This window comes from Hoylesella loescheii DSM 19665 = JCM 12249 = ATCC 15930 (genome assembly GCF_000378085.1).
GTDB lineage: Bacteria > Bacteroidota > Bacteroidia > Bacteroidales > Bacteroidaceae > Prevotella > Prevotella loescheii.
The window spans coordinates 96879-122011 of the sequence record NZ_KB899213.1; the positions used below are offsets into that span (position 1 = coordinate 96879).

16 protein-coding genes are annotated in these 25133 nt (G+C 47.5%); 2 read left to right on the top strand and 14 right to left on the bottom strand.

Going from position 1 to position 25133, the window contains the following annotated elements; translation table 11 throughout:
- Positions 1–446: 446 nt before the first annotated feature.
- The 9 genes from F453_RS0105445 to F453_RS0105485 form a co-directional block, all read right to left on the bottom strand.
- Positions 447–2828: a glycoside hydrolase family 2 TIM barrel-domain containing protein gene (locus tag F453_RS0105445; RefSeq protein ID WP_018967109.1), complete on the bottom strand. Its 2382-nt coding sequence runs from the start codon at positions 2826–2828 to the stop codon at positions 447–449.
- Between the two features lie 86 nt (positions 2829–2914).
- A complete protein-coding gene (lgt, locus tag F453_RS0105450; protein ID WP_009236858.1) occupies positions 2915–3760 on the bottom strand; it encodes a prolipoprotein diacylglyceryl transferase in 846 nt (281 codons plus the stop codon).
- 252 nt (positions 3761–4012) lie between these two features.
- Positions 4013–5113 (bottom strand): redox-regulated ATPase YchF, encoded by a 1101-nt coding sequence (gene ychF, locus F453_RS0105455; RefSeq protein ID WP_018967110.1) that lies wholly within the window; start codon positions 5111–5113, stop codon positions 4013–4015.
- A 306-nt stretch (positions 5114–5419) separates the two neighbouring features.
- Complete coding sequence (locus F453_RS0105460) at positions 5420–5878, bottom strand: lipocalin-like domain-containing protein (RefSeq protein WP_018967111.1); 459 nt, start codon at positions 5876–5878, stop codon at positions 5420–5422.
- Positions 5879–6146: 268 nt separating this feature from the next.
- The gene (locus F453_RS0105465) at positions 6147–6698 is read right to left on the bottom strand and encodes an RNA methyltransferase (protein ID WP_026292471.1); all 552 of its coding nucleotides are present in this window, start codon (positions 6696–6698) and stop codon (positions 6147–6149) included.
- A gap of 633 nt (positions 6699–7331) precedes the next feature.
- The gene (locus F453_RS0105470; RefSeq protein ID WP_018967113.1) at positions 7332–8336 is read right to left on the bottom strand and encodes a 2-oxoacid:ferredoxin oxidoreductase subunit beta; all 1005 of its coding nucleotides are present in this window, start codon (positions 8334–8336) and stop codon (positions 7332–7334) included.
- Between the two features lie 257 nt (positions 8337–8593).
- The gene (locus tag F453_RS0105475) at positions 8594–10441 is read right to left on the bottom strand and encodes a 2-oxoacid:acceptor oxidoreductase subunit alpha (RefSeq protein WP_018967114.1); all 1848 of its coding nucleotides are present in this window, start codon (positions 10439–10441) and stop codon (positions 8594–8596) included.
- Positions 10442–11385: 944 nt separating this feature from the next.
- Positions 11386–11757: a hypothetical protein gene (locus F453_RS14680; protein WP_018967116.1), complete on the bottom strand. Its 372-nt coding sequence runs from the start codon at positions 11755–11757 to the stop codon at positions 11386–11388.
- A 116-nt stretch (positions 11758–11873) separates the two neighbouring features.
- Positions 11874–12368, bottom strand: a complete 495-nt coding sequence (locus F453_RS0105485; RefSeq protein WP_018967117.1) for a hypothetical protein — start codon at positions 12366–12368, stop codon at positions 11874–11876.
- Positions 12369–13473: 1105 nt separating this feature from the next.
- Here F453_RS0105485 and leuS point away from each other — a divergent pair.
- Together leuS and F453_RS0105500 are read left to right on the top strand one after the other, a co-directional pair.
- Positions 13474–16350, top strand: coding sequence for a leucine--tRNA ligase (leuS, locus tag F453_RS0105495; RefSeq protein WP_018967119.1), 2877 nt, complete (start codon positions 13474–13476; stop codon positions 16348–16350).
- Between the two features lie 196 nt (positions 16351–16546).
- Positions 16547–17515, top strand: coding sequence for a YitT family protein (locus F453_RS0105500; protein WP_018967120.1), 969 nt, complete (start codon positions 16547–16549; stop codon positions 17513–17515).
- Positions 17516–18406: 891 nt separating this feature from the next.
- Here the strand turns inward: F453_RS0105500 and F453_RS0105505 are convergent.
- The 5 genes from F453_RS0105505 to F453_RS0105525 form a co-directional block, all read right to left on the bottom strand.
- Positions 18407–19228, bottom strand: a complete 822-nt coding sequence (locus tag F453_RS0105505) for a DNA alkylation repair protein (protein WP_018967121.1) — start codon at positions 19226–19228, stop codon at positions 18407–18409.
- A 493-nt stretch (positions 19229–19721) separates the two neighbouring features.
- On the bottom strand, positions 19722–21035 hold the full coding sequence (locus F453_RS0105510) for an Omp28-related outer membrane protein (protein ID WP_018967122.1): 1314 nt from the start codon (positions 21033–21035) through the stop codon (positions 19722–19724).
- A 546-nt stretch (positions 21036–21581) separates the two neighbouring features.
- Complete coding sequence (locus F453_RS0105515; RefSeq protein ID WP_018967123.1) at positions 21582–22898, bottom strand: Omp28-related outer membrane protein; 1317 nt, start codon at positions 22896–22898, stop codon at positions 21582–21584.
- Between the two features lie 245 nt (positions 22899–23143).
- Positions 23144–23815: a hypothetical protein gene (locus F453_RS0105520; RefSeq protein WP_081619121.1), complete on the bottom strand. Its 672-nt coding sequence runs from the start codon at positions 23813–23815 to the stop codon at positions 23144–23146.
- Positions 23816–24098: 283 nt separating this feature from the next.
- The gene (locus F453_RS0105525) at positions 24099–24887 is read right to left on the bottom strand and encodes an Omp28 family outer membrane lipoprotein (RefSeq protein WP_018967126.1); all 789 of its coding nucleotides are present in this window, start codon (positions 24885–24887) and stop codon (positions 24099–24101) included.
- Between the last annotated feature and the right edge of the window lie 246 nt (positions 24888–25133).

Here is a 25133-nt window from a genome sequence, read left to right on the forward strand (position 1 = left end):
TGCCAGCCACCGCGTAGTGAAAATGTGCGAGTTGGGATAAGGCATCGTATAATCCAAACAAAACCATACAAACTAATCAATGGGAAACAGACCAAGACCTACGGCCTTGTGGAGTTAAATGCACCACTTAGACAGGGTTGGTCGCTCTCGCTCCCAACCCTGCCCTACCAAAAGGCCAACCGCTACGCGGTAGTTGGCGAAACGCCACTAGCACATACACAAACCGTTATAAGCCGGCCGCTATCCCAAACCCACATATAGTAGGTGTTTCAGCCCGATCTCGCTTGCAATATATGGCTTTGGGATAACAAGCAATATATGGCGCTTAATCTTGAACTTGCATGCTAAAACTAAAAAACTAAACGCGTATATACAAGTGGGGCTGGCCAGATAATTCTGACCAGCCCCACTGAAAAAGATAAACCGAGGCGCTGAGGCCTAGTGTTTTAATTTCCCCACACGGTAGAAATGTTGCGGCTTGGTGCCTTAACCGTCATCTTTACCTTACCTTTGGTTTTGTTGCTTTGCACCGTAACCACCAGCTGACCATGGAAAAGGCGCATGTGGGGAAGGTGGAACATCTCGAGCGAAGTGGCATCGCCGTTACAAACGGCCTTGAATTTGGCTGCGCCACTAACGTCGAACGTGAGCTCGTCGTTGGCATCGGGACACAGGTTACCATCCTTATCAACCATCGACACTGTGAGATAAAGCAGGTCTTGACCATCGGCTGCAAGTGACGACTTGTCTGCCTGCACCACCAGATGATGAGGCTCGCCAGCCGTGCGCACCACTTGTTGGGCTGCGGGCTTGCCGTTGGCATCGTAGGCAACCACTTTTAGTTCGCCCGGTTGATACACCACGTCGTTCCAACGCAAGCGATAGCGGTCTAGTCGCGATGCTTTGTCTTTCTTAATACGACCTTGGCTCTGGCCGTTAACAAACAGTTCGGCCTCGGGATAGCTGGTGTAGCAGTACACAGGTGTTACTTGTCCTTCACGGCCGGGCCATGTCCAATGAGGTAGGAGATGCAAGGTGGGTTGTTTTTCGTTCCACACCGAGCGGTACAGATAGAATCTATCCTTGGGCAATCCAGCCAAGTCTAGCGCGCCAAAATAGCTGCTTCGCGATGGCCAATACGAGTAATAGGGAGTGGGTTCGCCTAGGTAGTCGATGCCCGTCCATATAAACTGGCCGATGGTAAACGAATGGTCGTCTTGTGCAATCATGTCGTCGTCGGGTAGGTTGCTCCATCCGCAGCATTCCACATCGTACGAAGAGCATTGCCCATCATCGTAGGTGGCCATTTTCTTTTCCTTAATTGGGAACTTATACACCCCGCGACTGCTCACCGTGGAGGTGGTTTCAGACCCGAGAATGAAGCCTTGAGGCTGCTTGGAGATAAGTTCGTCGTAGAGATGTACGCGGTAGTTGAAGCCCGGAACATCAAGTGCAGCGTAAAATCCACACTCGGTATTGGCCTTGGGATTATCGCCACCGCAGGTCACGGGGCGTGTATTGTCGAGCTGATGACAGTAGTTGGTCATGTCTTTTGCCCTTTGGGCGCCCTCCTTGTTCCATTGTTCGGGAATTTCGTTACCGATGCTCCACATCACAATAGAAGGGTGGTTGCGGTGTCCGCGTATCAGGTTTTCGAGGTCTTTACGCCACCATTGGTCGTAAAACAGGTTGTAGCCGTTTTTCACCTTGGGTTCTTTCCATGCGTCGAAACTTTCGGCCATCACCATCATACCCATCGAGTCGCACACCTGCATTTGCATTTGCGACGGCATATTGTGGGATGTGCGGATGGCATCAACGCCCATATCCTTCATCAAACGTATTTGGCGGATGATGGCAGCCTTGTTAACGGCTGCGCCCAAGGGACCTAAATCGTGGTGCAAACATACGCCCTTGAACTTGCGCGACTGACCGTTGAGTTGGAAACCATGTTCCTTGCTAACGGCCACAGTGCGTATTCCCACACGTTGGCGCAGGCGGTCGGCCAGCTTGTTGCCTTGATATAGGTTTATTTCGAGCGTGTAGAGGTAGGGCTGTTCGGGGCTCCAGGCCTTGGCGTTGGCTATGTTTAGCTGCGCGTTGGCCGTGCCTTGGGCGTTGGCTGCAAGGTTTTTCTGGGCCACGAGACGACCGTTGGCGTCGAGCAATCTCACTGCCAGGCGCGTTGCACCCTTGCCTTTGGCCGTTGTGGCCTGCGTTTCTACATATAGTTGGGCCTTGTTTCCTGCAAGACTTAGCGTTTTAAATACGGTGGCCCATGGGTCTATGCGGGCCTCGCCAGCCGTTATGAGCGTTACAGGACGATAAAGGCCTGCGCCAGGATACCAACGGCTACTCTCCTCTTGGTTGTTAAGCAGCACACGAACTTCGTTCTCGCCAGCCTTTACGTAGGGCGTAATGTCTAGGCGGAAGGCGTTGTAGCCATACATCCAGCGACCTGCTTCGCGCCCGTTAACATAAACAACGGGTTCGCTCATGGCACCATCGAAATAAAGCATGGTGTGCTTTGTGCCTGCGGGAAGATTGAAAGTGGTGCGATATTCGCCCTTTCCAATCCACGGCAGAGCACCCGAACGCCCCGTATGGTCTACGGCTTCGGTTTGTCCGTCTTGCTCGATGGCCAGGTGTTGAATGTCCCATTTTCGGTCGAAAGGTCCGGTTATGGCCCAGTCGTGCGGAACGTCTACCTGCTGCCAATCCTTCCCGTCGCGCGAGAATTGCCACTTGTCGAGGTTTCGTTCCTGCCTGATTTGCGCCTGTGCAACCGCTGCGAGGGCAAGAAAAGTTAAGATAAGCGTTTGTCTCATTGTTGTTTGGTTGTTTAAAGAAGGGGTGATTTGGGTTGCCTTTTTGTACTTTTAGGTTCGTACGAGAGCTTGGGATGTAGGCTTTTTTAGCCCTGTTTCTCTTGATTCTTACCCTTACGGCACATGCAATATATGCCGATGGCGATGAAGGGAATTGAGAGAATTTGACCCATATTGAGGAGCATACCGCTTTCGAAGTCTACCTGTATGTCTTTGGTATATTCGATAAAGAAGCGGAATGTGAAGATAAGCGTGAGGCAAAGTCCGAAGAAAAAGCCCGTACCTACACGTTGCGGGCGCTTGCGGTAGAACCAAAGGCCCACGAAGAAGAATAGGAAATAGGCGATGGCCTCGTATAACTGACCCGGATGGCGTGGCATCTTGTCTACCCTTTCGAAAATAAATGCCCAAGGCACATCGGTTACTTTGCCGATAATTTCAGAGTTCATGAGATTGCCTAGGCGGATAAAGCAGGCCGTTATGGGGGTGGCAATGGCGATATTGTCGAGCACTTGCCAGAGGTTTAGTCGCGTGCGACGGTAATAAAGGTAAAGGGCCACGATGAGTCCGATGGTTCCGCCGTGCGATGCCAGCCCTTCGTAGCCCACGAATTTCCATCCGCCACCAGGTAAGAAATGGATGGGCACAATCATCTCTACGAAGTGTTTAAAGCTAGTGAGATAGTATTCGGGTTGGTAGAACAGGCAATGGCCTAGTCGGGCACCCAAAAGTATGCCGAAAAAGCAGTACAGGAAGAGCGGGTCGAAGTATTCGTCCTTAATCTTTTGCTGCTTATAAAGGCGCTGTACGATGAAATAGGCCAGCACAAGACCTATGAGCCAGCACAAGGAGTACCAGCGAACGGAGAACCCAAAGAGGTGAAAAGCCTCGACATCGGGGTTCCAAAGGATGTAGTTAAGCTGTGATAACATTTGTCTTTATTTAGATTTAGGCGCGCGCAAATGGGGCTTGCGCAACGCGTTCAATGGCTTTTTGCTATTGCCAGTTGGATGTTTAGCCGTAAACTTTCGTGTTCGTACAAACTGTGCACAGTTAAGCCACCCACCAAAAGCCATCGTTTGACCTATGGCGAAACGGGCTTTGATGGTTTGTTTAACGATGGCATGGGGCGATACAGGCTAGCATTGAGCCCGTTTGTACCCCTATATCGACAGGCGAAGGCTCTATACGTTGAACCTGAAGTGCATGATGTCGCCATCTTGCACCACATAATCTTTGCCCTCGATGCCTAGTTTTCCAGCTTCGCGCACAGCTGCTTCCGACCCATATTCGATGTAATCGGCGTACTTGATAACCTCTGCGCGGATGAAGCCTTTTTCGAAATCGGTGTGTATAACGCCTGCACATTGGGGCGCTTTCCAACCACGGTGGTAGGTCCAAGCCTTTACTTCCATCTCGCCAGCCGTGATAAAGGTTTGCAGATTGAGCAAAGCGTAGGCCTTTTTGATAAGTCGATTAACGCCACTTTCTTCCAAACCCAGCTCGTCGAGGAACATTTGCTTGTCCTCGTAGCTTTCTAGTGAGGCGATGTCTTCTTCGGTTTTGCCGGCTATAACCAGCACTTCTGCGCCCTCGGCCTTAGCCACTTCTTCCACCCTTCGGCTATAATCGTTGCCTGTTTTGGCTGCAGCCTCGTCTACGTTACAAACGTATAGCACGGGTTTTGCGGTAAGAAGGAACAGATCGTGTGCGGCTTGCTGCTCTTCTTTGCTCTCGAATGTCACGCTGCGGGCGTTCATACCCTTTTCCAACACTTCCTTGTAGGCCGTGAGTACGGCAACGTTCACCTTGGCATCCTTGTTTCCTGCGGCGGCCGCCTTTTGGTCTTTGGATAGTCGGGCCTCGATGGTTTCAAGGTCTTTAAGCTGCAATTCGGTGTCGATAATTTCCTTATCGCGTATGGGATCTATGCTTCCGTCTACGTGTGTGATGTTTTCGTCGTCGAAACAACGCAGTACATGTATCACGGCATCTGTCTCGCGGATGTTACCAAGAAACTTATTGCCCAATCCTTCGCCTTTGGATGCGCCCTTAACAAGGCCTGCAATGTCTACGATTTCGCATGTAGCGGGCACAATTCGGCCTGGGTGTACAATCTCGGCGAGTCGCGTTAGGCGTTCGTCGGGTACGGTAATGACGCCCACATTGGGTTCGATGGTGCAGAAAGGGAAGTTTGCAGCCTGTGCCTTAGCACTTGATAGGCAGTTGAAGAGGGTGGACTTGCCCACGTTGGGAAGCCCTACTATACCACATTTTAATGACATGTCTTGTTGTTTACAATTATATATATAATGTGCAAAGTTAGTGCAGAAATTCGAGAAACACGAATAAAAGTGGTATGGTTTGGCGTAAACGAAGATTGGCTTAGGCTGATAAGGCTCGTCTAGATGCCGTTGATGGCCCTTGGCAATGTGTTTACTTGTATGGGGATGAGAGTGGTGAAGCCACCCCTGAGATGGGCATATATACATATTTAAACAGGTAGACGCCTCACGGTGTCTACCTGTAAATGTCCGCCGGCATCAGTCGGCGTATCATGCTTTTCTTGTATATGCCCTGGTTAGGGGTTTTTACTTAACCTTAGTGTAATTTGCAATCTCATTTGTTTCCTTGTTCGTCTTGGTGAGTTTCTCATCCTTCACCTCGAACGTAAAGGTTTGTTTCGTCTTGGCTTGATCAGCATTTGCAATTTCAACTACAAGTTCATTGTCTTTAACGGTGAAGGTTCCTTCTTCCATCTTCTTTCCGTTGCTGTCGGGTGCATCTGCTTTATAGTACTTGCCGTCTGCGCTATACACTTCGTAAACCTGTGTAGGTGCGGGTGTCACTGCAGGGATTTCTTCGCCGCCTTCATTCGTTTTTTCGTCCATCTTCCAAGTACCAACGATGGGACTGTTAATCTTTTCTTCTTTCTTTTCTTCCTGAACTTCGTCGCCATTTGAACATGACGTTACGGTTACGCCCATAAAAAGGATTGCCACGAAGGCTACTAGGCCAAATAGGGCCTTGTTCATTGTTGCTTTTTTCATGATTGATATATTTGAAATTATATATTTAGACGTTGCAAAGTTACGACAAAATATGTAGCCTAAAAAGAAAAGCAAGGTGTTTTTATCATACTGATTATGTTAAATAATCACTTTGTGTATCAATCATTTAGTATATTAATCTTATTGTAGTAATTAGTGTTCGATTTATGAAAAAAGGCGTTTAAAGGGGGAAAAGGTGAAAAGGTGAAAGGGTGAAAAAATGGCTAATGCCGTTTAAGAGTGAACAGGTGAAAGGGTGAAAAGATGGCTAACGCTTTTCCACTTCTTCCCCTTTTCCTATCTTTTTTGCGAACTCCCACACCACGATACCTGCTGCAACCGATACGTTGAGCGAGTGTTTGGTGCCGAATTGTGGAATTTCCAAGCAGCTATCGCAAAGGTCTACCACCGTTTGTTGTACGCCTTTCACCTCGTTTCCCAAAACGACGGCGTATCGTGTACCCACTTCGGTGTCGAGATCTTGCAACATGGTAGAGCCCGCCACTTGTTCAACGGCAAACACCTTGGTGCCTTTGGCATGTAACTCGTTGATGGCGTCGGTTGTTTGGGCAAAGTATTTCCAAGCCACGCTGTCTTCTGCACCTAACGCAGTTTTATGAATTTCGGCGCTGGGAGGCGTAGCCGTGATGCCGCAGAGATAAACGGCCTCAACACGAAAGGCATCGCACGACCGAAGAACCGACCCCACATTGTGCAACGAACGCACGTTATCTAGCACCACAATAAGTGGTAGCTTGCTGGCTGCCTTAAATTCATCCACCGATAAACGGTGCATTTCTATGGTTTTTAATTTACGCAAAGCTCAATATTTTTATTTTATTACAGGGCTTTTCGATATGGCGATGCATTTGATGCACATTTCGCAAGCTCCGCGTTATGACAGCATTGCCGCTGCACGAGTTTGTTTCACGCTGTGCAAAAATGATGTATCGTTTTGTAGGAAACTCACTGAAAAGCTTCGACAAAGGTACTACCAAATTCCGAATTTCTCATGTATTTCTCTGCGATAAAGCGCAGTGTAGCTTGTTGTGGGGTGCAAAAGGTTGCGTTAGATGTATATGTTCGAACCCAATGAAGATGCCTAATACACGCCTTATTCTCACTGCATTCTATGCCATAACATGGCTTTTGAATGTTGAAATCTAGCTAGCGGCATGCTACAAACGCTTTTGTACGGCCAGTACAAGCCTTTAGTAGTGGCACTACAATTTAATGGTAGCTATGCTACAATTTGTTGGTAGTGTCACTACCGAACTTTTGTAGCACCTCTATTAAATAAAGAACTCACCCCCAACCCTATCTTTAAGAAGAGCGGGGAGCAAGCATGCCATGCATAAACAGAGCATTTTACTCCCCTCTTTCCTTAGAGAGGGGCAGGGGGTGAGGCTGTTTTTGGGAGTGTGTTGGCAGTATGCCAGGACGTTATGCCCTATTACTTCACCTCCCAGATGTCGTTCGTTTCGAGCAATTCGGTGAAGTTGTGGTATCTGGCTTTTGCCTTCACATCTTCAATTTGCTGTTCCACACAAGTTTCGTAGGTAGGCGATTCAACGTCGCGAATGATACCTAGCGCCACGGGGAAGCCCTGTTCGTTGTTCATTAGCGCCAATTTCATTTGCAGCGTGTGGTCTTCGGCGTGTGCGTCGTGCACCAAAACATCGTCTAATGTTGCGCCGTTTTCACCAATTTTCACCACTTTCAGCCCGAAGCCTTCTTGTGCCAAGCCATACTCGTTGTTTTCTCCGAAGAGCATTTTCTCGCCATGTTTCAGGTAGATGGCGTTGCTCTTGCGACCAGGCGACGAGTAAACGGGGTCGTAGATGCCGTCGTTGAAGATGACGCAGTGTTGCAAAATCTCGCAAACCGACGTGCCTTTGTGCTGTTGTCCGGCCTTCATCAGTTCCATTACGCCTTGGTTGTCGGTGGCCACGGCACGTCCGAAGAAGTTGCCGCGTGCACCAAACGCCAACTCAGCGGGGCGGAATGGGTCTTCAACCGTTCCGTAAGGCGACGACTTCGACACAAATCCGCGTGGCGAAGTGGGTGAATATTGCCCCTTAGTTAGTCCGTAGATGCGGTTATTTAGTAAGATAATGTTAATGTCTACGTTTCTGCGCAGGCAGTGAATAAAATGGTTTCCGCCGATGGCCAGTCCGTCGCCGTCGCCGCTAACCTGCCAAATGGTGAGGTAAGGGTTAGCAACCTTTGCGCCGGTGGCGATTGCAGCCGCGCGTCCATGAATGGTTTGCATGGCGTAGGTCTTCATATAATAAGGCAAACGACTAGAGCAGCCGATGCCAGAAATCACTGCCGTTTCGTGTGGAGGGATGCCTAAGTCGGCCATCGCCTTTTGCAACGATGCCAAAAAGAAATGGTCGCCGCAACCAGGACACCATCTTGGGGTGCCTTGTTTATAATCTTGTGCTGTATAAGTCATAACAGTTGTTTTGTTAGTTGACAAGTAAAAGCCTCATCCCCAACCCCTCTCCAAGGGGAGTGGGGAGTGATATGCTTTGTTGTTTGGTTGCTAAGATGAAAGAGTAAGTTGGTTGGTTTTGTCGGTTTTGTGGCTTCTCTCAGTCTTGTTTGACTTGCCCATGTTATCGGCTTTTATTATAAAGCGACTGCCATTCGCGACAATACATAATGGCTTAACTTCTCTCCTTCTTAACTCCTTAACCTCTTGTCGCCATTTTATTCCTTTATTATCTTCTTAAATGCTTCAACCAATTCGGTGACAACAAGCGGCTGTCCCTTCACCTCATTATATTGATAAGGCACGAAACCGTCAATCTTTCCACGCAGATACATGGCAAATTGGCCCATGTTTTGTTCGGCCACAACCACCTTTTTATACTTCCGCAGCACCTCTTCGGTATTTGCGGGTAGGGGATTGATGTACTTAAATTGTGCCAAAGCCACCTTGTTACCCTGCTTGCGCAAAGCTTTCATTGCCGAGAAGAGGTGTCCGTAGGTGCTACCGAAGCCTACAATAAGCAGGTCGGCATCCTCATCGCCTTGCACTTGCACATCGGGCACCTTGATGCCAGCCACCTTTTGCGCACGCAGGTGCACCATCAGGTTGTGGTTTTCGGGTTCGGTAGAGATGTTTCCTGTCTTTCCGTCTTTCTCCAAACCGCCTAAAATATGTTCGTAACCAGGTGTTCCAGGGATGGCCCAATAGCGCGCTTGTGTAGCTTCGTCACGTCGATAGGGCGTGTAGTTACCACGCATTTCTTCGGTGGCGAAGTGCGGATGGATGTCGGGCAGCTTGTTGATGTCGGGCAATTGCCATGCAGCCGACCCGTTACCAAGAAATCCGTCGGTGAGAAGGATCACAGGTGTGAGGTATTCTAGTGCTATTTTGGATGCATCGTAAGCAGCATAGAAGCAGTCGGTGGGGCTTGTTGCAGCGATAACGGGCATGGGCGATTCGCCATTTCGGCCGTACAAGGCCTGCAAAAGGTCGGTTTGTTCGCTCTTGGTGGGCAATCCTGTGGATGGGCCACCTCGTTGAACGTCGATAATTACAAGTGGAATTTCGTCGATAACAGCCAAGTTCATGGCTTCGCTTTTAAGGCAAATGCCAGGCCCCGAGGTAGAAGTGGCGGCCAACGCACCAGCGAACGAAGCGCCGATGGCACTTGCGCAGCCCGAAATTTCGTCTTCGCATTGCACCGTTTTCACGCCCAAGCTCTTGTGTTTGGCCAGTTCGTGGAGGATGTCAGTTGCGGGAGTGATGGGATACGAACCTAAGAACAGTTGCAACCCAGCCTTTTCGGCTGCGGCGATAAGTCCGTAAGCTGTGGCCTTGTTGCCTGTGATATCCATATAACGGCCCTTTGTTTTCACCTTCGACTCGATGCGATAGGTGGCCGGAACCGATGCGTGCGTATTGTGTCCGTAGTCGTATCCGGCCATCACCACCTTGATATTGCTTTCAGCTATCTGCGGTTTCTTACCGAATTTCTTGCGTAAGAAATCGAAGGCCAACTCCATATCTCGGTTGAAAAGCCAGCAAACGATACCCAGTGCGAACATGTTTCGGCACTTCAGCATCGACTTATTGTCCATGCCCGTGTCTTTAAGGCACTCCTTCACCATGGTAGTGATGGGACATGCCACCACGCAATCGGGGTCGATACCTAGTTCGGCGAGGTAGTCTTCGGTTGTAAACTCGGCCTTTTTAAGGTCCTTCGGGCCAAAGCTGTCGGTGTCGATGATGATGGTTGCTTGTGGGCGAGCGTACTTGTACTGCGTTTTCAGCGCAGCAGCGTTCATAGCCACGAGCACGTCGCAGAAGTCACCAGGTGTAAGTACCTTGTCTTCTCCGATGTGTACTTGATATCCCGACACGCCGTTTAGCGAGCCTTGCGGTGCGCGGATGTCTGCCGGGAAATCCGGAAAGGTTGATATGTCATTACCAACAGTTGCGGAAATGGTCGAGAAGATGTTTCCGGCCAACTGCATTCCATCACCCGAGTCCCCTGAGAAACGAACCACAACTTGGTCCAATTCTTTCACTTCCAATTCTTCGGACATAATGTTAGCACTTAGATTGTTTATAGTTAGAACGATGGCAAAAGTAAAACAAATAAAAGATAGTTACAAATTTTTGGGCAGGAATTTTATTATAACCTTTCGCTCGGCTTCATTTCGGGGGTGTTAGAAAGTAAGTTTTGAAACGCGTTGTATGGTCATGGGTTAAGCTATGCGATGCAATGCGTTACAGAAGGTAAGTCTTTTGCCCCTTACAAGCCCTTTATGATAAAGTTTGGTAAGCAAAATGTAAGGTGCTTTGTTTTGCATAATTGTGGAATATAAATAAAGGTGGGAGGGTGGAAAGGTGAAAGAGTGAAGGGTTGAAAAGGTGAAAAGATGACGTTTAAAGGTGAAAGAGTGAAGGGGTGAAAAGGTGAAAAGATGCTTCGCCTACCAACTTGTCAACTCACAAACTTATAAATTCACAACCTTATAAACTTATTTGTTAACTCACAAACTTATAAACTCAAAGCGTAATATGCACTTTATATTCCTTATGTTCTTCTGTCAAAAAAGGAATATACTTTTGTCAAAGGGGGTTAAACGGAGGGTGCGAGATGACTTTTAGCGCTCGCCATAACGTGCGAAATGGTGCAGAATATCGCGTGAAATATACTTGGCATTTTATTGAGAATTTACGTTTTGCATCGTAAGTTTATGCAAAACGTTCAGCAACCAATATGTTTTTAAATGCCGTTTACAGAGCGTTAAAACATAGTTTTTTCGTCTTTCGACGTGTTACATGTTAGATGGAACGCGATTCCTTGTTAGATGGAACAATGTTCCTGTTGATATGTAACCCTGTTCCAGTTGACATGGAACAGCAGTACCACTCGTTGGTAACAAGCCCATTGATAACTAACTGCGTTACAATAGGTATGTTTAGGGGAAACGAGAAAGGGAAAAATGCGGTGGTTTACCTTGGTAAGGTGTATGCTTAGAGCTTATTTTTCTATCGTTACTTCTTCCACCATCTTCTCGTTTTGAGTGATTGCAGTCAGCGAATCGTTCTCAAACCGCAGTGAAGTGGTAAGTATAAAGCCCTGTGTTTTCACTCTTACCGCCTCCTTATAATGAAGAACGTCAACATGTTTTCTGTCTTCAACAAACGTATCTTCACTGAATGGTTTACCCATTATGCCCTTTACTTCTTTGGTGTTCATACCAAGTCTAACCTTGTCGCGTGGAAAATTTGAGGCTGTGGGTACAAAGGCACAAGCCGAAAAGGCGATAAGCATGATGCAGGCGCAAAGCACAGCGTAGCACATACCACTTGTTATAGCGTGTCGTGTGATGTGTGTGATGACTGGTTTCATATTGATGTGTTTAATAAAAAAAATGTTCCGGTTTGTTCTCCAAATCTGAATCGCTGCATTGTCAACACTTAAACGCCGTGAGAAGGCCTTAATCCAAGTTCCTTCTTCAAGAGAGATTAGGCGTTCAAGCCAGTGTTTTTGCGATGTGGTAGTAGGGCTAATCGCGCCCATTTACTTTTGAAGAAGAGGGTGGAGTGAGGTCCTTTGTTCTTCATTTGGAACACATGACTTCGTGGAAACTTTGTTCCTTTCATGTCGGAGAGGTCTACAACCGCCCTACGAATAGGCGAATAGGCCACCAGCCTACCTTTGTAGGCAAAGATTAAAGTGCAATATTGGTCGGTAAGTGACAAGTTTTTTAGGCCCTTGAGGTCGGAATGGCTAACCTGCAAACCTAGTTGGCGTGGGTCTTGATAAGGACGAAGAATGTGCACGCTGTCCCATTCCTCGTCTTCGTACACGTGTTCCAGGCAGAGCTTATCGCCGTGAATGGCACTTGCCACCGCACGTTCTATGTCTATTTTGTTGTTGCAGCAACAGTGGAAAATTATCGTTACCACCAGCAGAAGGCACACCACTGCCACCATAATCATTACGTTTCTTCTTCTCATCGTCATCCTTTTGTCTGCGGTTTCTTTATGAAATGAAGTGATTTAGCCGAAGCCATAGCGCAAATATACGAAAAAAGAGAACATCTTCAAAAAGAAAATCATGTTGTTGTGTTAGGAACTTGCCTCTCGCCACCTTAATAAGGGGATATTCGCTAGTGATCAGGGCTTACGCAAGTTTGGGGTAAGAGAAACTCGTTATGCCAACTACCGCGTAGCGGTTGGTCCGTTGATAGGGCAGGGTTGGAGAGCAACGGCGACCTACCCTGCCTAAGTTGTGCGTGAGCAAAGCAAGGCCGAAGGTCTTGGTCTTTTTACAGTTGAACAATCTGTTTTTTGGAAACCAATGGATAAAAACGATGTTCTTCGTTAATAGCATTTACCCGCATATCCGTCTATTGACTTGATGACAGATGCGCTAAACGTAAAAAGACCAAGACCTTCGGCCTAGCTTTGTTATTCCATCTGCAAGACAGGGTAGCTCACTTCATTCGCAACCCTGCCATACCAACAGACCAACCGCTACGCGGTAGCTGGTGATATAGCCATTCGTTTTTTATCTAATCTTGCTCAAAAAGTATCGTCTCTTATCCCGAACTCGCGTAAGGGCTAGTGGATGTGATGAAAAACGACAAGTTGTTATGTATATTTTTCTCCCCAAAATGCAAAACAATCATATTAGCAGCCGCTTTGCATTTCGGGGAAAAAACTTTTTAGTAACTTTGCGGATGATAAGCGTATGAGGAGGCCGTAGGTGGAAGAGTGAAAAGGTGAAAAGGTGAAAGAGTGAAAAAATGGCTAACGCCCAGTAAAGGCGAAAAGGTGAAAGGGTGAAAAAATAGCTAACGCCCAATAAAGGCGAAAGGGTGAAAGGGCGAACAAATGGCTAACGCCTTCAAGCCGAAATGTCTTCGGACGCTTCACCCATGAGGCCTTGAGTTTCTGAAACAAAGGAGTTTTTAAGTTCGTGATGCATTGTTTGCGAGCTGCAAAAGAGCGTTCTTGACCATTCACAAACTCATCACCCACAGCCTTAGAGCCTAAACTCATAAACTTACAAGCTCATAAACTTAGCAACTTCATAATAAGAAACATTAAATAAAACAAGATGGAATATAACTTTAGGGAAATAGAAAAGAAGTGGCAAAAGCGATGGGAGGAACAGCAAACCTATCGCGTTGAAGAAGACAAAAGCAAGAAGAAGTTCTATGTACTCAATATGTTCCCCTACCCATCGGGGGCTGGGTTGCACGTAGGACACCCCTTGGGTTATATCGCCTCTGACATATACGCCCGCCATAAGCGACTGGAAGGCTACAATGTGCTTAACCCCATGGGCTATGATGCCTATGGTTTGCCGGCCGAACAGTATGCCATACAGACGGGACAACACCCTGCCGTAACCACCGAAACAAACATCGCGCGCTATCGCGAGCAGCTAGACCGCATCGGTTTCTCGTTCGATTGGAGTCGCGAGGTGCGTACCTGCGACCCAACATATTATAAATGGACGCAGTGGGCTTTTCAAAAGATGTTCGATTCGTATTACGACAACGACCAACAACGTGCCTTACCCATCGCCCAGCTTGAAGAACGATTGGCCAAGCAAGGCACGGAAGGACTTAACGTTGCTTGTAGCGAAGAACTAAATATCACTGCCGAGGAGTGGAAAGCTATGGACGAGCATGCCCGACAGGCCACGTTGATGAACTATCGCATTGCTTATCTGGGCGAAACGATGGTGAACTGGTGTGCCGAACTGGGCACGGTGCTGGCCAACGACGAAGTGGTAGACGGCGTTAGTGTGCGTGGTGGCTACCCCGTTGTGCAAAAGAAGATGCGCCAATGGTGCCTTCGCGTTAGTGCTTATGCACAGCGTTTGCTCGAAGGATTGGATAAAGTAGACTGGACCGACTCGCTGAAAGAGACCCAACGCAACTGGATTGGTCGCTCGGAAGGAGCCGAAGTGGAGTTTGCCGTGAAAGACAGCAACGAGCGTTTCACCATCTTTACCACTCGCGCCGACACCATCTTCGGCGTTACTTTCATGGTGCTGGCTCCCGAAAGCGAATTGGTAGACCGCCTTACTACGCCCGAACGTCGTGCAGAAGTGCAGGCCTACGTAGACGCAACCAAGAAAAGAACCGAACGCGAACGTATTGCCGACCGCAAGGTTAGTGGCGTTCCCACTGGCGCTTACGCTATTAACCCACTCACAGGTGAGGCACTTCCCATTTGGGTTAGCGACTATGTGCTGGCTGGTTACGGCACGGGAGCCATCATGGCGGTGCCTGCACACGACAGCCGCGACTATGCCTTCGCTCGCCATTTCTCGCTACCCATCGTGCCACTTATCGAAGGTGCCGACATTTCGGAGCAGAGTTTCGATGCCAAAGAGGGTATCGTGATCAACTCGCCCGCCGCAAACAACGCCGCCAAGGATGGCCAAACGCATGGCCTGGTGCTAAACGGACTGACCGTAACGGAGGCTATCGCCAAGACCAAAGAATATGTTTCGCGCCACAACTTGGGTCGTATCAAGGTGAATTATCGCCTTCGCGATGCCACGTTCTCGCGTCAACGCTATTGGGGAGAACCGTTCCCCGTATATTATAAGGGTGATATGCCCTACATGATTCCACAAGAATGCTTGCCGCTTGAATTGCCCGAGGTGGACAATTACCAACCTACGGCAACGGGCGAACCGCCATTGGGCAACGCCAAAGCATGGGCGTGGGACGAGAAAGCTCGCCAAGTGGTAGACAAGAGCCTAGTAGACGGGGTGCAAGTGTTCCCCTTAGAGCTGAATACAATGCCTGGTTTCGCTGGTTCTTCAGCCTATTTCTTGCGCTATATGGACCCTCACAACAACGAGGCGTTGGTGAGCAACGAGGCCGTTAGCTATTGGCAGAACGTTGACCTATACGTGGGCGGAACGGAACACGCCACAGGACACCTTATATATAGTCGCTTCTGGAACAAGTTCCTCTTCGATTTGGGCGTGGCCGTAAATGATGAGCCGTTCCAAAAGTTGGTTAACCAAGGTATGATTCAAGGCCGAAGCAACTTCGTTTATCGTGTGCAGAGAACCGAAGGAGAGGGTGATAAGGCTCCGCTCTTTGTGTCGTTGGGGCTGAAAGACCAATACGAGGTTACGCCCATACACGTGGATGTGAACATCGTACATGGCGACGTGCTGGACATTGATGCCTTCCGCGCATGGCGACCCGAATATAAGGATGCCGAATTTGTGCTCGAAAACGACAAGTATGTGTGCGGTTGGGCCGTCGAAAAGATGTCGAAGAGTATGTACAATGTGGTAAATCCCGACCTCATCGTTGAGAACTACGGGGCCGATACCCTGCGTCTTTACGAGATGTTCCTTGGTCCTGTGGAGCAAAGTAAACCGTGGGACACCAACGGAATTGATGGTTGTCACCGCTTTTTGAAGAAGTTCTGGGGCCTGTTCTACAACCTACGCACGGATGAATTTATGCCAAACGAGGCCGAGGCAACGCCCGAACAGCTTAAGTCGGTTCATAAATTGCTGAAGAAAGTATCGGCCGACATCCCCGCTTTCTCGTATAACACGGCCGTGGCAGCCTTTATGATATGCGTAAACGAACTGTCGCAAGCCCATTGCACCAATAAAGAGCTGCTCTCGAAGTTGGTGGTTGCCCTCGCACCTTTCGCTCCGCACATCGCCGAAGAGCTGTGGGCGGCTCTGGGTAACGAGCAAACGGTGTGCGATGCGCAGTGGCCAGCCTACGAAGAGAAGTATCTCGAAGAGAGCGAAGTGCAATTGGCCATCGCCTTTAACGGCAAAGCACGTTTCCAAAAGGCTTTCGCAGCCAACGCCACCAATGCCGAAATAGAACAGGCAGCCATGGCCGACGAACGCTCGGTTAAGTTCCTTGAAGGCAAACAGGTGGTGAAAGTGATCGTTGTACCGAAGAAAATCGTTAACATCGTGGTGAAAGGATGATGTTTAAGTTGGTGAGTTTTTGAGTTAATGAGTTGATTAGTTTTTGAGTTAATTAGTTTTTGAGACTATAAACTCATAAACTCAAACCCTCAAAAACTCCCTAACTCCCCAACTTATAAACTCAAAAACTCCCCAACTCAAAGACTCCCCAGCTCAAAAACTCATAAACTAAAACCCTCATAAACTTAAATACGATATGACAATCGACCATAAAATGCTCCTTAGCGAGATTAAAGATTATGTGTTTATCACCCTTGGCCTCTGCCTATACACTTTTGGCTTGGTGGTGTTTATCATACCCTACAAGATTGTAACGGGCGGTGTTATGGGCGCGTCGCTCGTTGTTAACTACGCCACGGGCTTTAATATAGAGTACACTTACGCCATCATCAACATCTCGCTCTTGGTTTTGGCACTGAAGGTACTGGGCTGGCGCTTCCTGTTAAAGACCATCTATGCCACGGCTGCCTTGTATTTCTTGCTGGAATATGCGCAAGAGCTGATGCCAAAGATTGAGGGAACTAACGACTTTGTGCAGATACTTGGCCCTGGAAACAACTTCATGTCGTTGCTCATCGGCTGTACGTTAACGGGTTCGTCGTTGGCCATCGTGTTTCTTAATAATGGTAGTACGGGTGGAACCGACATCATTGCCGCCGTAGTAAACAAGTTTTTCAACCTGTCGTTGGGTCAGGTGTTGTTCCTTGTAGACATCTTTATCATTGGCAGCTGTTTCTTTTTTCCGCAGTTCGGAACGTATTACGAACGGGCGCGGATGACAGTCTTCGGACTATGTACGATGATTGTAGAGAACTTTATGCTCGACTATGTGATGAACGCTCGACGAGAATCGGTGCAGTTCCTTATCTTCTCGCGCAAGTATCAAGAGATTGCCAACGCCATCGCCTTGCATACCGACCATGGCGTTACCATACTTGACGGGCACGGATGGTACACGGGTAAGGAGATGAAAGTGCTCTGCGTGCTGGCTAAGAAGAACGAAAGTCAAATGATTTTCCGCCTTATCAAGCTGATAGACCCTAATGCCTTCGTTAGTCAGAGTGCCGTTATCGGTGTTTATGGCGAGGGCTTCGACACCATTAAGGTTAAGGCCAAGGAGATGCCTGAACCACCCAAAAGGCTGAAAGAAGAGAATAAAGAGTAGGTATTATTCAACTACCGCGTAGCGGTGGGCTTGCTATAGGGCAGGGTAGGGAGCGCAAACAACCTACCCTGCCTTATTTGTAACAGGTGGCAGCTTTGTATTTACTGTGTTTGTTGTTTGTTTGGTGGCCTATATGGAAGCAAATGATACTGACGTGTGGCATGGTTTTTAGTCCCTCGTTTCTCCAACTACCGCTACGCGGTAGTTGGCGTAATGAGAGTTTCTTATTCCCCCAACGCCTATAGTATAGATTGTTGAAGCGATGCCTACAATTGACCTTGAACAAAGTTAGATGGGTAAAGGTGGCTACTACTCCAGCAATCACAACGCGGTAGTTAGTGCAAAACAAACCATAAATACAAGGGCAAACATGAGCTGTATGTTATCCTAGCCTAGCGTAGGTTTGTAAACTTGGGTGTTTGATGTCCAATCAATAAATACCATTTCGTTCCAAACAACCACACACCTTATTATATATACGCGCACGAGGGAAAAGCCTTGTATCTTGCCTAAGTATCAAAACACCAAGCGGTGAACCTACTTGGGCATCCTTAAAAACATGCGCACATTTCCCAATAAAATAGCTCTTCCACCCAACGAATACAATTCCCGCCATGTTACAGCTATTTTGGAAGGCTGTTCCATGTTATCTGGAACATTGTTCCATCTTAACTGGAACCCGATTCCAGATAACTTGGAATCGAAGTACATCTAATCTGTAACACGCCCGTTTACTAAAAGACGCTTAACAAGAGCCAACTGGATGGTTTTCAGAAGCTATGCTGAGGGAGCACGATGGGATATAGATGGTACGAATACATACCATATCTTCAACCGTATAAGCCAAGCTTACCCTTTACTGCATACAAAAAAGATGTAGTTAATACCTATTTACTTGCCCTTTATGGAGCGTGACGCTTTCTTGATGATGTATTGTGTTTCTTTTATTGGACTTTCCTTTTCCCAACGCTCACACACAGCCGCAACAAAGTCGGGACGGCTCTTGCTAGCATCGTTTAGCCAATTTCCTACACTATCCTGCACATATCTAGAAGGGTCGGCCCTTAACTTCTCTAACACGGGTAAGTATATCTCAGGAGTCTCTTTCAATGCTTCTATATGCATACACCAAACACCACGCGGGCGCAATGCTTCACAACTGAAACGACGTATATTGGGGTTATCGCTCTCTGCCCATTGTGTCATCAGTGGAATAGAGATGTTCAAGCTATCGCTCAACTCTGGTCGTAATGCCATCCAAACCACTTCACGAACCCCAAAATGATTGTCGGCCACCAATGGTTTCAGCAAATTTAGCTTATCAACCAAGGGTATAGCGGCATTAGAAACCACAAAATAGCAAGCATAGCAACGCACCGAGTCGGATAGGTGCATACTTAATTGTTGGAAGAGCGTTGTGTATTGGGGTGTATTCGCATACTTTTCATGCAAAAACGAGCCAACGACTTTAATCACATTCATCGTTGAAGGCTTCTTTTGGCGATTGATTTCTTCAACCACTTGGCTTATCATTGCGGCATCAATACCCATTGAGGGGAAGACACGCTTTACTAGTTGCGAATGGTCTACTGCCAACCATTCGGTGAGATTTACGGTTGGTATCGTGCCTGCATTAAGTAGGGCGAGCACATCATGGGGTATTTCGGTAACCTTTTGTGCTCCTTTTCTTGCTAATATTTCTTGATTGTTCATGTTGTTGATAATGGGGCGACATTGAAAAAGAATAGGGGTGATTGGCCTTCGGCTTACTTGCCACGTGGTATCTGCCTATATATGGTTGCAGCCAATGGCCTGATATAAAACGCTGCGGTAAAGTTACTGCCTTTTCGGTAATAATCGCACACATTACATTGATTATTCGCCGCAAACATTGATGAGGTTTTATCAAGATATAGGTGGTCACTGTTCACTACTAACAACAAGGTGTAAACTCGGCAAAGTGACATTTTTACCTGTCGTTTCTTCTAGCCCCTTTAATCGCAAACCATCATGAAAAAGGGGCAACCATGCGGTTGCCCCTATCTTGTTTTGAGGTTGTTAAGTCGCTTGGCGATAGTGGAAACGAGACAAACTCGTTACGCCAATAAACCTAGGGAAGCAAGGTTTTGCTGACCTGATAGCCATCAATAATCTTCCCTATTGCCATCAGTAGCGAAGCAATCATAGGCCTAGGGCCCGCAAATGATCACCTAACACTAACCTTCTCAACGCTTCCATCGCTATACTTCACGATGTTTATGCCCGGTTCGGGTGTAGAGATGCGTTGGCCCTTGAGGTTAAAGCGTGCCACTTCTACCCGCTCTTTCGTGGTGGTGACGGGTGTAATGTCGGTTGAAGGTTTAGCTTTGACAACGCAACGGGCAGCGTTGACGATGCAAGCGGTTTCTCTATCGATAACCATAACCACCACACGCAGGTTGTTTTTATTAAATACCGTCACCCAATCGCCAATACCGTTGAACGCCGACTTATGTATAATCGGCTTGTCGGCCACAACACTCTGGGGTAAAGAAGCGTCTAATCCATTGGCAATACCCATGTGGGAGCGAACCACATCTTCGAAAACGAAGTTCTTAATAGGATTAGGCGACTTGATAAAGTAATCCAATTCCGAGTTTAGTCCTAAGTATTTATTACTACCGCTATAACCATTTCTCTGCGCCCAGTCGCTTCTTTGTATCCGATCTTCTAGTAACACATAGGCCAGCGCATAGCGGACGTTTCTGCTTGAGCCACGGAATGTGGTGGTAGACTGTACGTTGATGGACTTACCATTTGCATTCCATTGCGCTTGCACATCGATATCCATCATCGCGCCACGCTGTTTGGCCATCTGATAATATGGCTCGCCCGTGAAGCCTTCTACCTTGTTGGTGCGCGAAGCCCATACAATAGGCACACCGCTGTGGGGTGTAGCGGGAACATCATAGCCTGTTGCGACCATCACATCTTGATGATGTGCCACAATTCCGATAAAGTCGTTGGGGTGTTTCTTGGTCATTTGCCGCATGATGGCAATGCCGGAAGGACACCATGAGCACCAGTTGGCGGTGTAGTCTTCGAATACTACGCGGCAGGTTGGCAACTTGTTGACGGCGGTGATGGGTAGTTTTGCAATCCTTCCAGGACTTCCGTTGGGCTTACCATTTATCTGCGTGATTTCTAAGGTCAGTTCGTAATCGCCCGCCCTACTCTGTGCAGGGATGTTCAGGGTTAGGGTTGCGTCTCTGTTCGGATGTAGGGGTGTGGAGAATGTAACCGTTCTTTCGTCCACCACCTTACCGTTCATGGTTGCCTTGTAGTGACAGTTGTTTTGAACGATGGTGCCGTAATTGTAAATGACGAACGTGTTCTTATGCCCCGATGCACCAGTTTTTATCGTCATTCGGGGTTGTTTGGCCACAGATAGACTATATATGTCTTCTGCGACAAGGGTGTAGGCCTGCATACAAAGCAATGCCGTGAGCGCGCAAAAGCGCAAAAAGGTTTGTCTTTTCATGTTTCGTTTAGTTTATGAATGAATACGTTTAAAGGTAAAAGGGTGAAAAGGTGAAAAGACGGCTAACGGCCTTTGGAATGGTCGGTCTAGGTTCCTGGGGAAGCCAGTAAACCTATATGAACTGGAAAATAAATAGGAGAACTTGCATAAATTGCCTAAGCGTTATGACAAAGGCATTTGACTTAATCTCATAACTACTTCACTTCATATCTCCTTAGACTAAAAGATAAAAGTTTGTAAGGCAGGGAAGAGCGGTTTGCCTACATGGCGTTTGCCATCTTTTCACTCTTTCGCCTTTTCTTCCTTTCACCTTTCATCCATCTTTTTCACTCTTTCAATCTTCCCTCTTTTAGTTGTGCCTTTCTACCGATCGGTCTGATCTGGCGTGTTGGTCAGACCGGTCCGACAGGTCGGACAAATCGGTAAAGGACACATATAGATTAAAGTTTGACTATCTTGATGTCAACTTCTTATTTCCGATTTCCTATCTCTAAATCTCTTGTTTCTTATCTCTACTCTCCGCTCTCTTATTCTTGACCTAACGCTTTACTGCCTAACGCGCACTTTCTCAACAGTTCCATCGCTATATTTCACGATGTTTATTCCCTTTTCGGGTGCTGAGAGGCGTTGGCCGTTGAGGTTAAAACGGGCCACTTCTACGCGTTCTGCCGTAGCATTAGCGGCCGAAATGGCGGTGGTGCCATAGGGTGTTATCTGGCAACGGGCAGCATTAGCGGTGTTGTGCGTGGTGTTGTCGATAACCATAACCACTACGCGCAGGTTGTTTTTATTCTGTGCAGTCCAGCTTCTGCCTATTCCATTGAACGTAGCCTCGTGCTTGATGGCTTGGTCGGCCACAACTTTGTTGGGCAACGAACCTTGTAAACCGTTATCAATACCTAAGAACGTGCGAGCCACATGGTTATATTTAAGACCGTATACAACTCTGTCTTCTTTGACAAATGGCCCAAATTCCTGGTTTTCTGCTAACAATCCGGTTTCTCCATTAAAATCATTTGCTTGACCCCAGCTTGCGTTGTGCACACCATCTTCTATTACCACGTAGGCCAGTGCATAATTGGCGTTGGGCAGATTGGTGCGGAAAGTAGTGGTAGACTGAACTTTGATCGCCTTACCGCTTGCGTCCCATTGCGCTTTCACATCGATATCCATCACCGCTCCACGTGCCTTGACCTTCTGATAAGCCTCTTCACCAGTATTCCCACCTACCTTTTCAGTGCGTGAAGACCATACGTAAGGAAGGCCTATCTTACCAACGACAGGGCGCTTATAACCCCCAATAGACATTGGGTCACCCTGATGAACGGCTATTCCGATAAAGTCGTCGGGGTGTTTCTTAGTCAAATACTCCATGATGGCTGTTGCACGGGGGCAATATTGGCACCAAGTGGCAGTATAATCTTCGAATACCACGCGACAAGTTGGCACTTTGGTGACCATCGTTATATCGAGCGTGGAAGACGAAAAGGTCGTTGTGTTGGGCTTACCATTAACGAGCGTGATCTCGCAAACCAGTTGATAGTCGCCCGTTTGGTTTAGTGCCGGCACCTTTACCTGTACTTGTCCGTTGTCGCCAGCTTTGATTGGTTCAGCCAATTTCACGTCTTTTTCTTCCACCACCTTACCGTTCATGGTAGTCTTATAGCGGAAAGAAGTGACGGAGTTGCTGCCATAGTTAACGCACGAGAACGTGCCTTTGGCGTTCGTAGCACCTTTGGCAACGAACAGTCGCGGTGCAGCAATAGGCGCTAAGTTGTTTTCCCCAAAGGCTGCAAAGGCCGTTATGGAGACGTAGAACATTGTTATAAGCGCGCAAAGGCGCAAAAGTAGTTGTTTTTTCATTTTTTGTTTGTTCGTGAATTTAAAAATCATAAGGCCAATGTCAGGCCTTTATCAGAGAGGTAGAAACCTCACCTCAAACCGCTTTCCAAAATAAAAAAGAAAGGGTGTGCCCAGCTACGACAAGCTATTTTCGTCTAAATAGAGATGAAGCAACTAAACCAATTACGCCCCCTCTCCAAAAGGAGAGGGGTTTGAAGTAAGGCTTTATCTCCACAGACAGGGGCTGTGATGAGGTTTACTTTTGTTTATTTTCCTACAACAACCTTTGTAGTCTTACCGTTTTGACGAACCAAGTACAGCCCTTTTGGTAAGCTATTGAGGTTGGTAATGTTGCGTCCTACGAACGTGCCTTGAACCGTCCACACCTCGTTACTGGTATTTCGCTCCGTGACTTTCACGCTTTCAATCCCCGTTGCATCACCTTTAAACTTCAATGTAACCGTGGTTAGCAGGCGTTCGGGCTCTGCCATCTCGTCACTTTCGGGGCTGTTTGTGGTGTAAAACTTCAATACGGCGGTGCAATGATCTTTGCCTTTAAGGTTAAAATCAGTTGCAATGGATTTATCTTTTGCCTTTGCTGCGAACTTACCTGAACCTGTTCTGTACGCGCCTTTCTTGCTCCACGCATTGCACTCAGCGGGGAAACATACTTCCAAAGCAGCTTCGCTACCAGCGATTTCAACAATTTCAACGACGAGCATAATGTTCAGTTCCTTACCCGAAGTGTTGCGAACAGACAAGCCCGACCTTATTTGTGGACCGAAGCCAACATTTTCAACCTTGGAAAACGACAGTGTGGCCTTATCTGCCACTATACTTCCTTTGGTGTCTACCAATACAAATTCGCGATTTGCAGCTTGCATCGCCATGGCCGATACAAGGCAAAATAATACGCTAAATAGTAAAAATCTCTTCATGTTAAATAGATCTATGTATGAATTTATGAATTATTTTAAAGTGAAAAGGTGAAGAAAGGGAAAGGGCGAAAAGGTTGGAGGCCGGTCTGTTTATGCTAACTTGCCTTAGCCAATCTTGTTGCTATCATCTAGCTAATTGTCCTAGTCTACTTAGTTTAATTAGCTAGCGCAGCTTATTATGTCCAAGGATACGGCTCAACGCCTTACGTTCTTAACGTCTCGAACTTACTCCTTACCTCTTTACTCCTTTATTTCTTATCTCCTTCAATTCTTTAATACAAGCTTAAATGCCAACTTTCCTGCTTTCCACTTGCAACACTCCGCTATCGTTATACACGAAAGCGACAACCACGGCCTTATCTGCTTTAACGCCTTGAGGTAATTTTAGCTTGTGGATAAATGTTTTTTCGCCATTGGCATCCAGACTTATAGACTCGCCCCAATCGCCATTAAGCGAGGCGCGGAACACGTGGTTGTGTACATGGTCTTGCTTCAGAACGTCATCGGGATACTGCTGCAAGGCAACAATACCATCCTCAACGAGCCACAATTGCAGTTTTCCGGCAATGCCTTTGGTCAAAGCCTGCGCCGTGGCACTTACTTGTAGCTCTCGGGTTGCGGTGTTATAAGTGGTGGCGAGCTTCAAATTCATGGCCGATTCGCCCTCAAACGCCGTGCGAATCTTGGCCGCCCATCCGTCTTTTTGCGAACCCGCGCGCTGCCTATTCACTAAGGCGTTAGGCGCGGAAGTGGCATATCCCCAATGTTCGGCATAGCTATTGCCCAGCGTTGTGGCTAAACCTTTGGGGTTGGTTGCTGGCATAAGGGCTAGCTTTCCTCCGTGAATGGCCACCACGATGAGTGAATCGGCCCCATATTGTGCCTGCAACCGCGCCAGTTCTGCGGCTGCAGCAGGGCAGTTAGAGCAACGCTGGCCCGTAAATTCTTCTACAAGCACCTTGCGTTTGGCCGCAGTGGCAGGCACTTCTATTAGCCTGTCGTTCGGCGCGATGTCGTTGCACGAACCCAAGAAAAGGGTGGCAAGCAGTATGTGTAATGGTTTAATGTGCATTGTATGTGAGTGTATGAGTTCTTTTGTTTATGAGTTTATGAGGTCGTAAGCTCTTGAGTTGCTGAGCTCGTAAGCTCTTAAGTTTCTGAGTTTTTGAACTTGTGAGCTGTTCAGTTTATGAGTTCGTGAGCTCTTAAGTTACTGAGTTTATAAGTTTGTGAGCTGTTAAATTTATGAGGTTATAAGTTCTTTAGCCCGTGAGTTTATAAGTTTGTGAGCTGTTATGTTTGTGGATTATGAGCTTAA

Bases quoted from the DNA above. Each gene is read 5' to 3' on its own strand.
- F453_RS0105445 (WP_018967109.1), bottom strand. From the start codon at position 2,828: ATGAGACAAACGCTTATCTTAACTTTTCTTGCCCTCGCAGCGGTTGCA.
- lgt (WP_009236858.1), bottom strand. From the start codon at position 3,760: ATGTTATCACAGCTTAACTACATCCTTTGGAACCCCGATGTCGAGGCT.
- ychF (WP_018967110.1), bottom strand. From the start codon at position 5,113: ATGTCATTAAAATGTGGTATAGTAGGGCTTCCCAACGTGGGCAAGTCC.
- F453_RS0105460 (WP_018967111.1), bottom strand. From the start codon at position 5,878: ATGAAAAAAGCAACAATGAACAAGGCCCTATTTGGCCTAGTAGCCTTC.
- F453_RS0105470 (WP_018967113.1), bottom strand. From the start codon at position 8,336: ATGACTTATACAGCACAAGATTATAAACAAGGCACCCCAAGATGGTGT.
- F453_RS0105475 (WP_018967114.1), bottom strand. From the start codon at position 10,441: ATGTCCGAAGAATTGGAAGTGAAAGAATTGGACCAAGTTGTGGTTCGT.
- F453_RS14680 (WP_018967116.1), bottom strand. From the start codon at position 11,757: ATGAAACCAGTCATCACACACATCACACGACACGCTATAACAAGTGGT.
- F453_RS0105485 (WP_018967117.1), bottom strand. From the start codon at position 12,368: ATGAGAAGAAGAAACGTAATGATTATGGTGGCAGTGGTGTGCCTTCTG.
- leuS (WP_018967119.1), top strand. From the start codon at position 13,474: ATGGAATATAACTTTAGGGAAATAGAAAAGAAGTGGCAAAAGCGATGG.
- F453_RS0105500 (WP_018967120.1), top strand. From the start codon at position 16,547: ATGACAATCGACCATAAAATGCTCCTTAGCGAGATTAAAGATTATGTG.
- F453_RS0105505 (WP_018967121.1), bottom strand. From the start codon at position 19,228: ATGAACAATCAAGAAATATTAGCAAGAAAAGGAGCACAAAAGGTTACC.
- F453_RS0105510 (WP_018967122.1), bottom strand. From the start codon at position 21,035: ATGAAAAGACAAACCTTTTTGCGCTTTTGCGCGCTCACGGCATTGCTT.
- F453_RS0105515 (WP_018967123.1), bottom strand. From the start codon at position 22,898: ATGAAAAAACAACTACTTTTGCGCCTTTGCGCGCTTATAACAATGTTC.
- F453_RS0105520 (WP_081619121.1), bottom strand. From the start codon at position 23,815: ATGAAGAGATTTTTACTATTTAGCGTATTATTTTGCCTTGTATCGGCC.
- F453_RS0105525 (WP_018967126.1), bottom strand. From the start codon at position 24,887: ATGCACATTAAACCATTACACATACTGCTTGCCACCCTTTTCTTGGGT.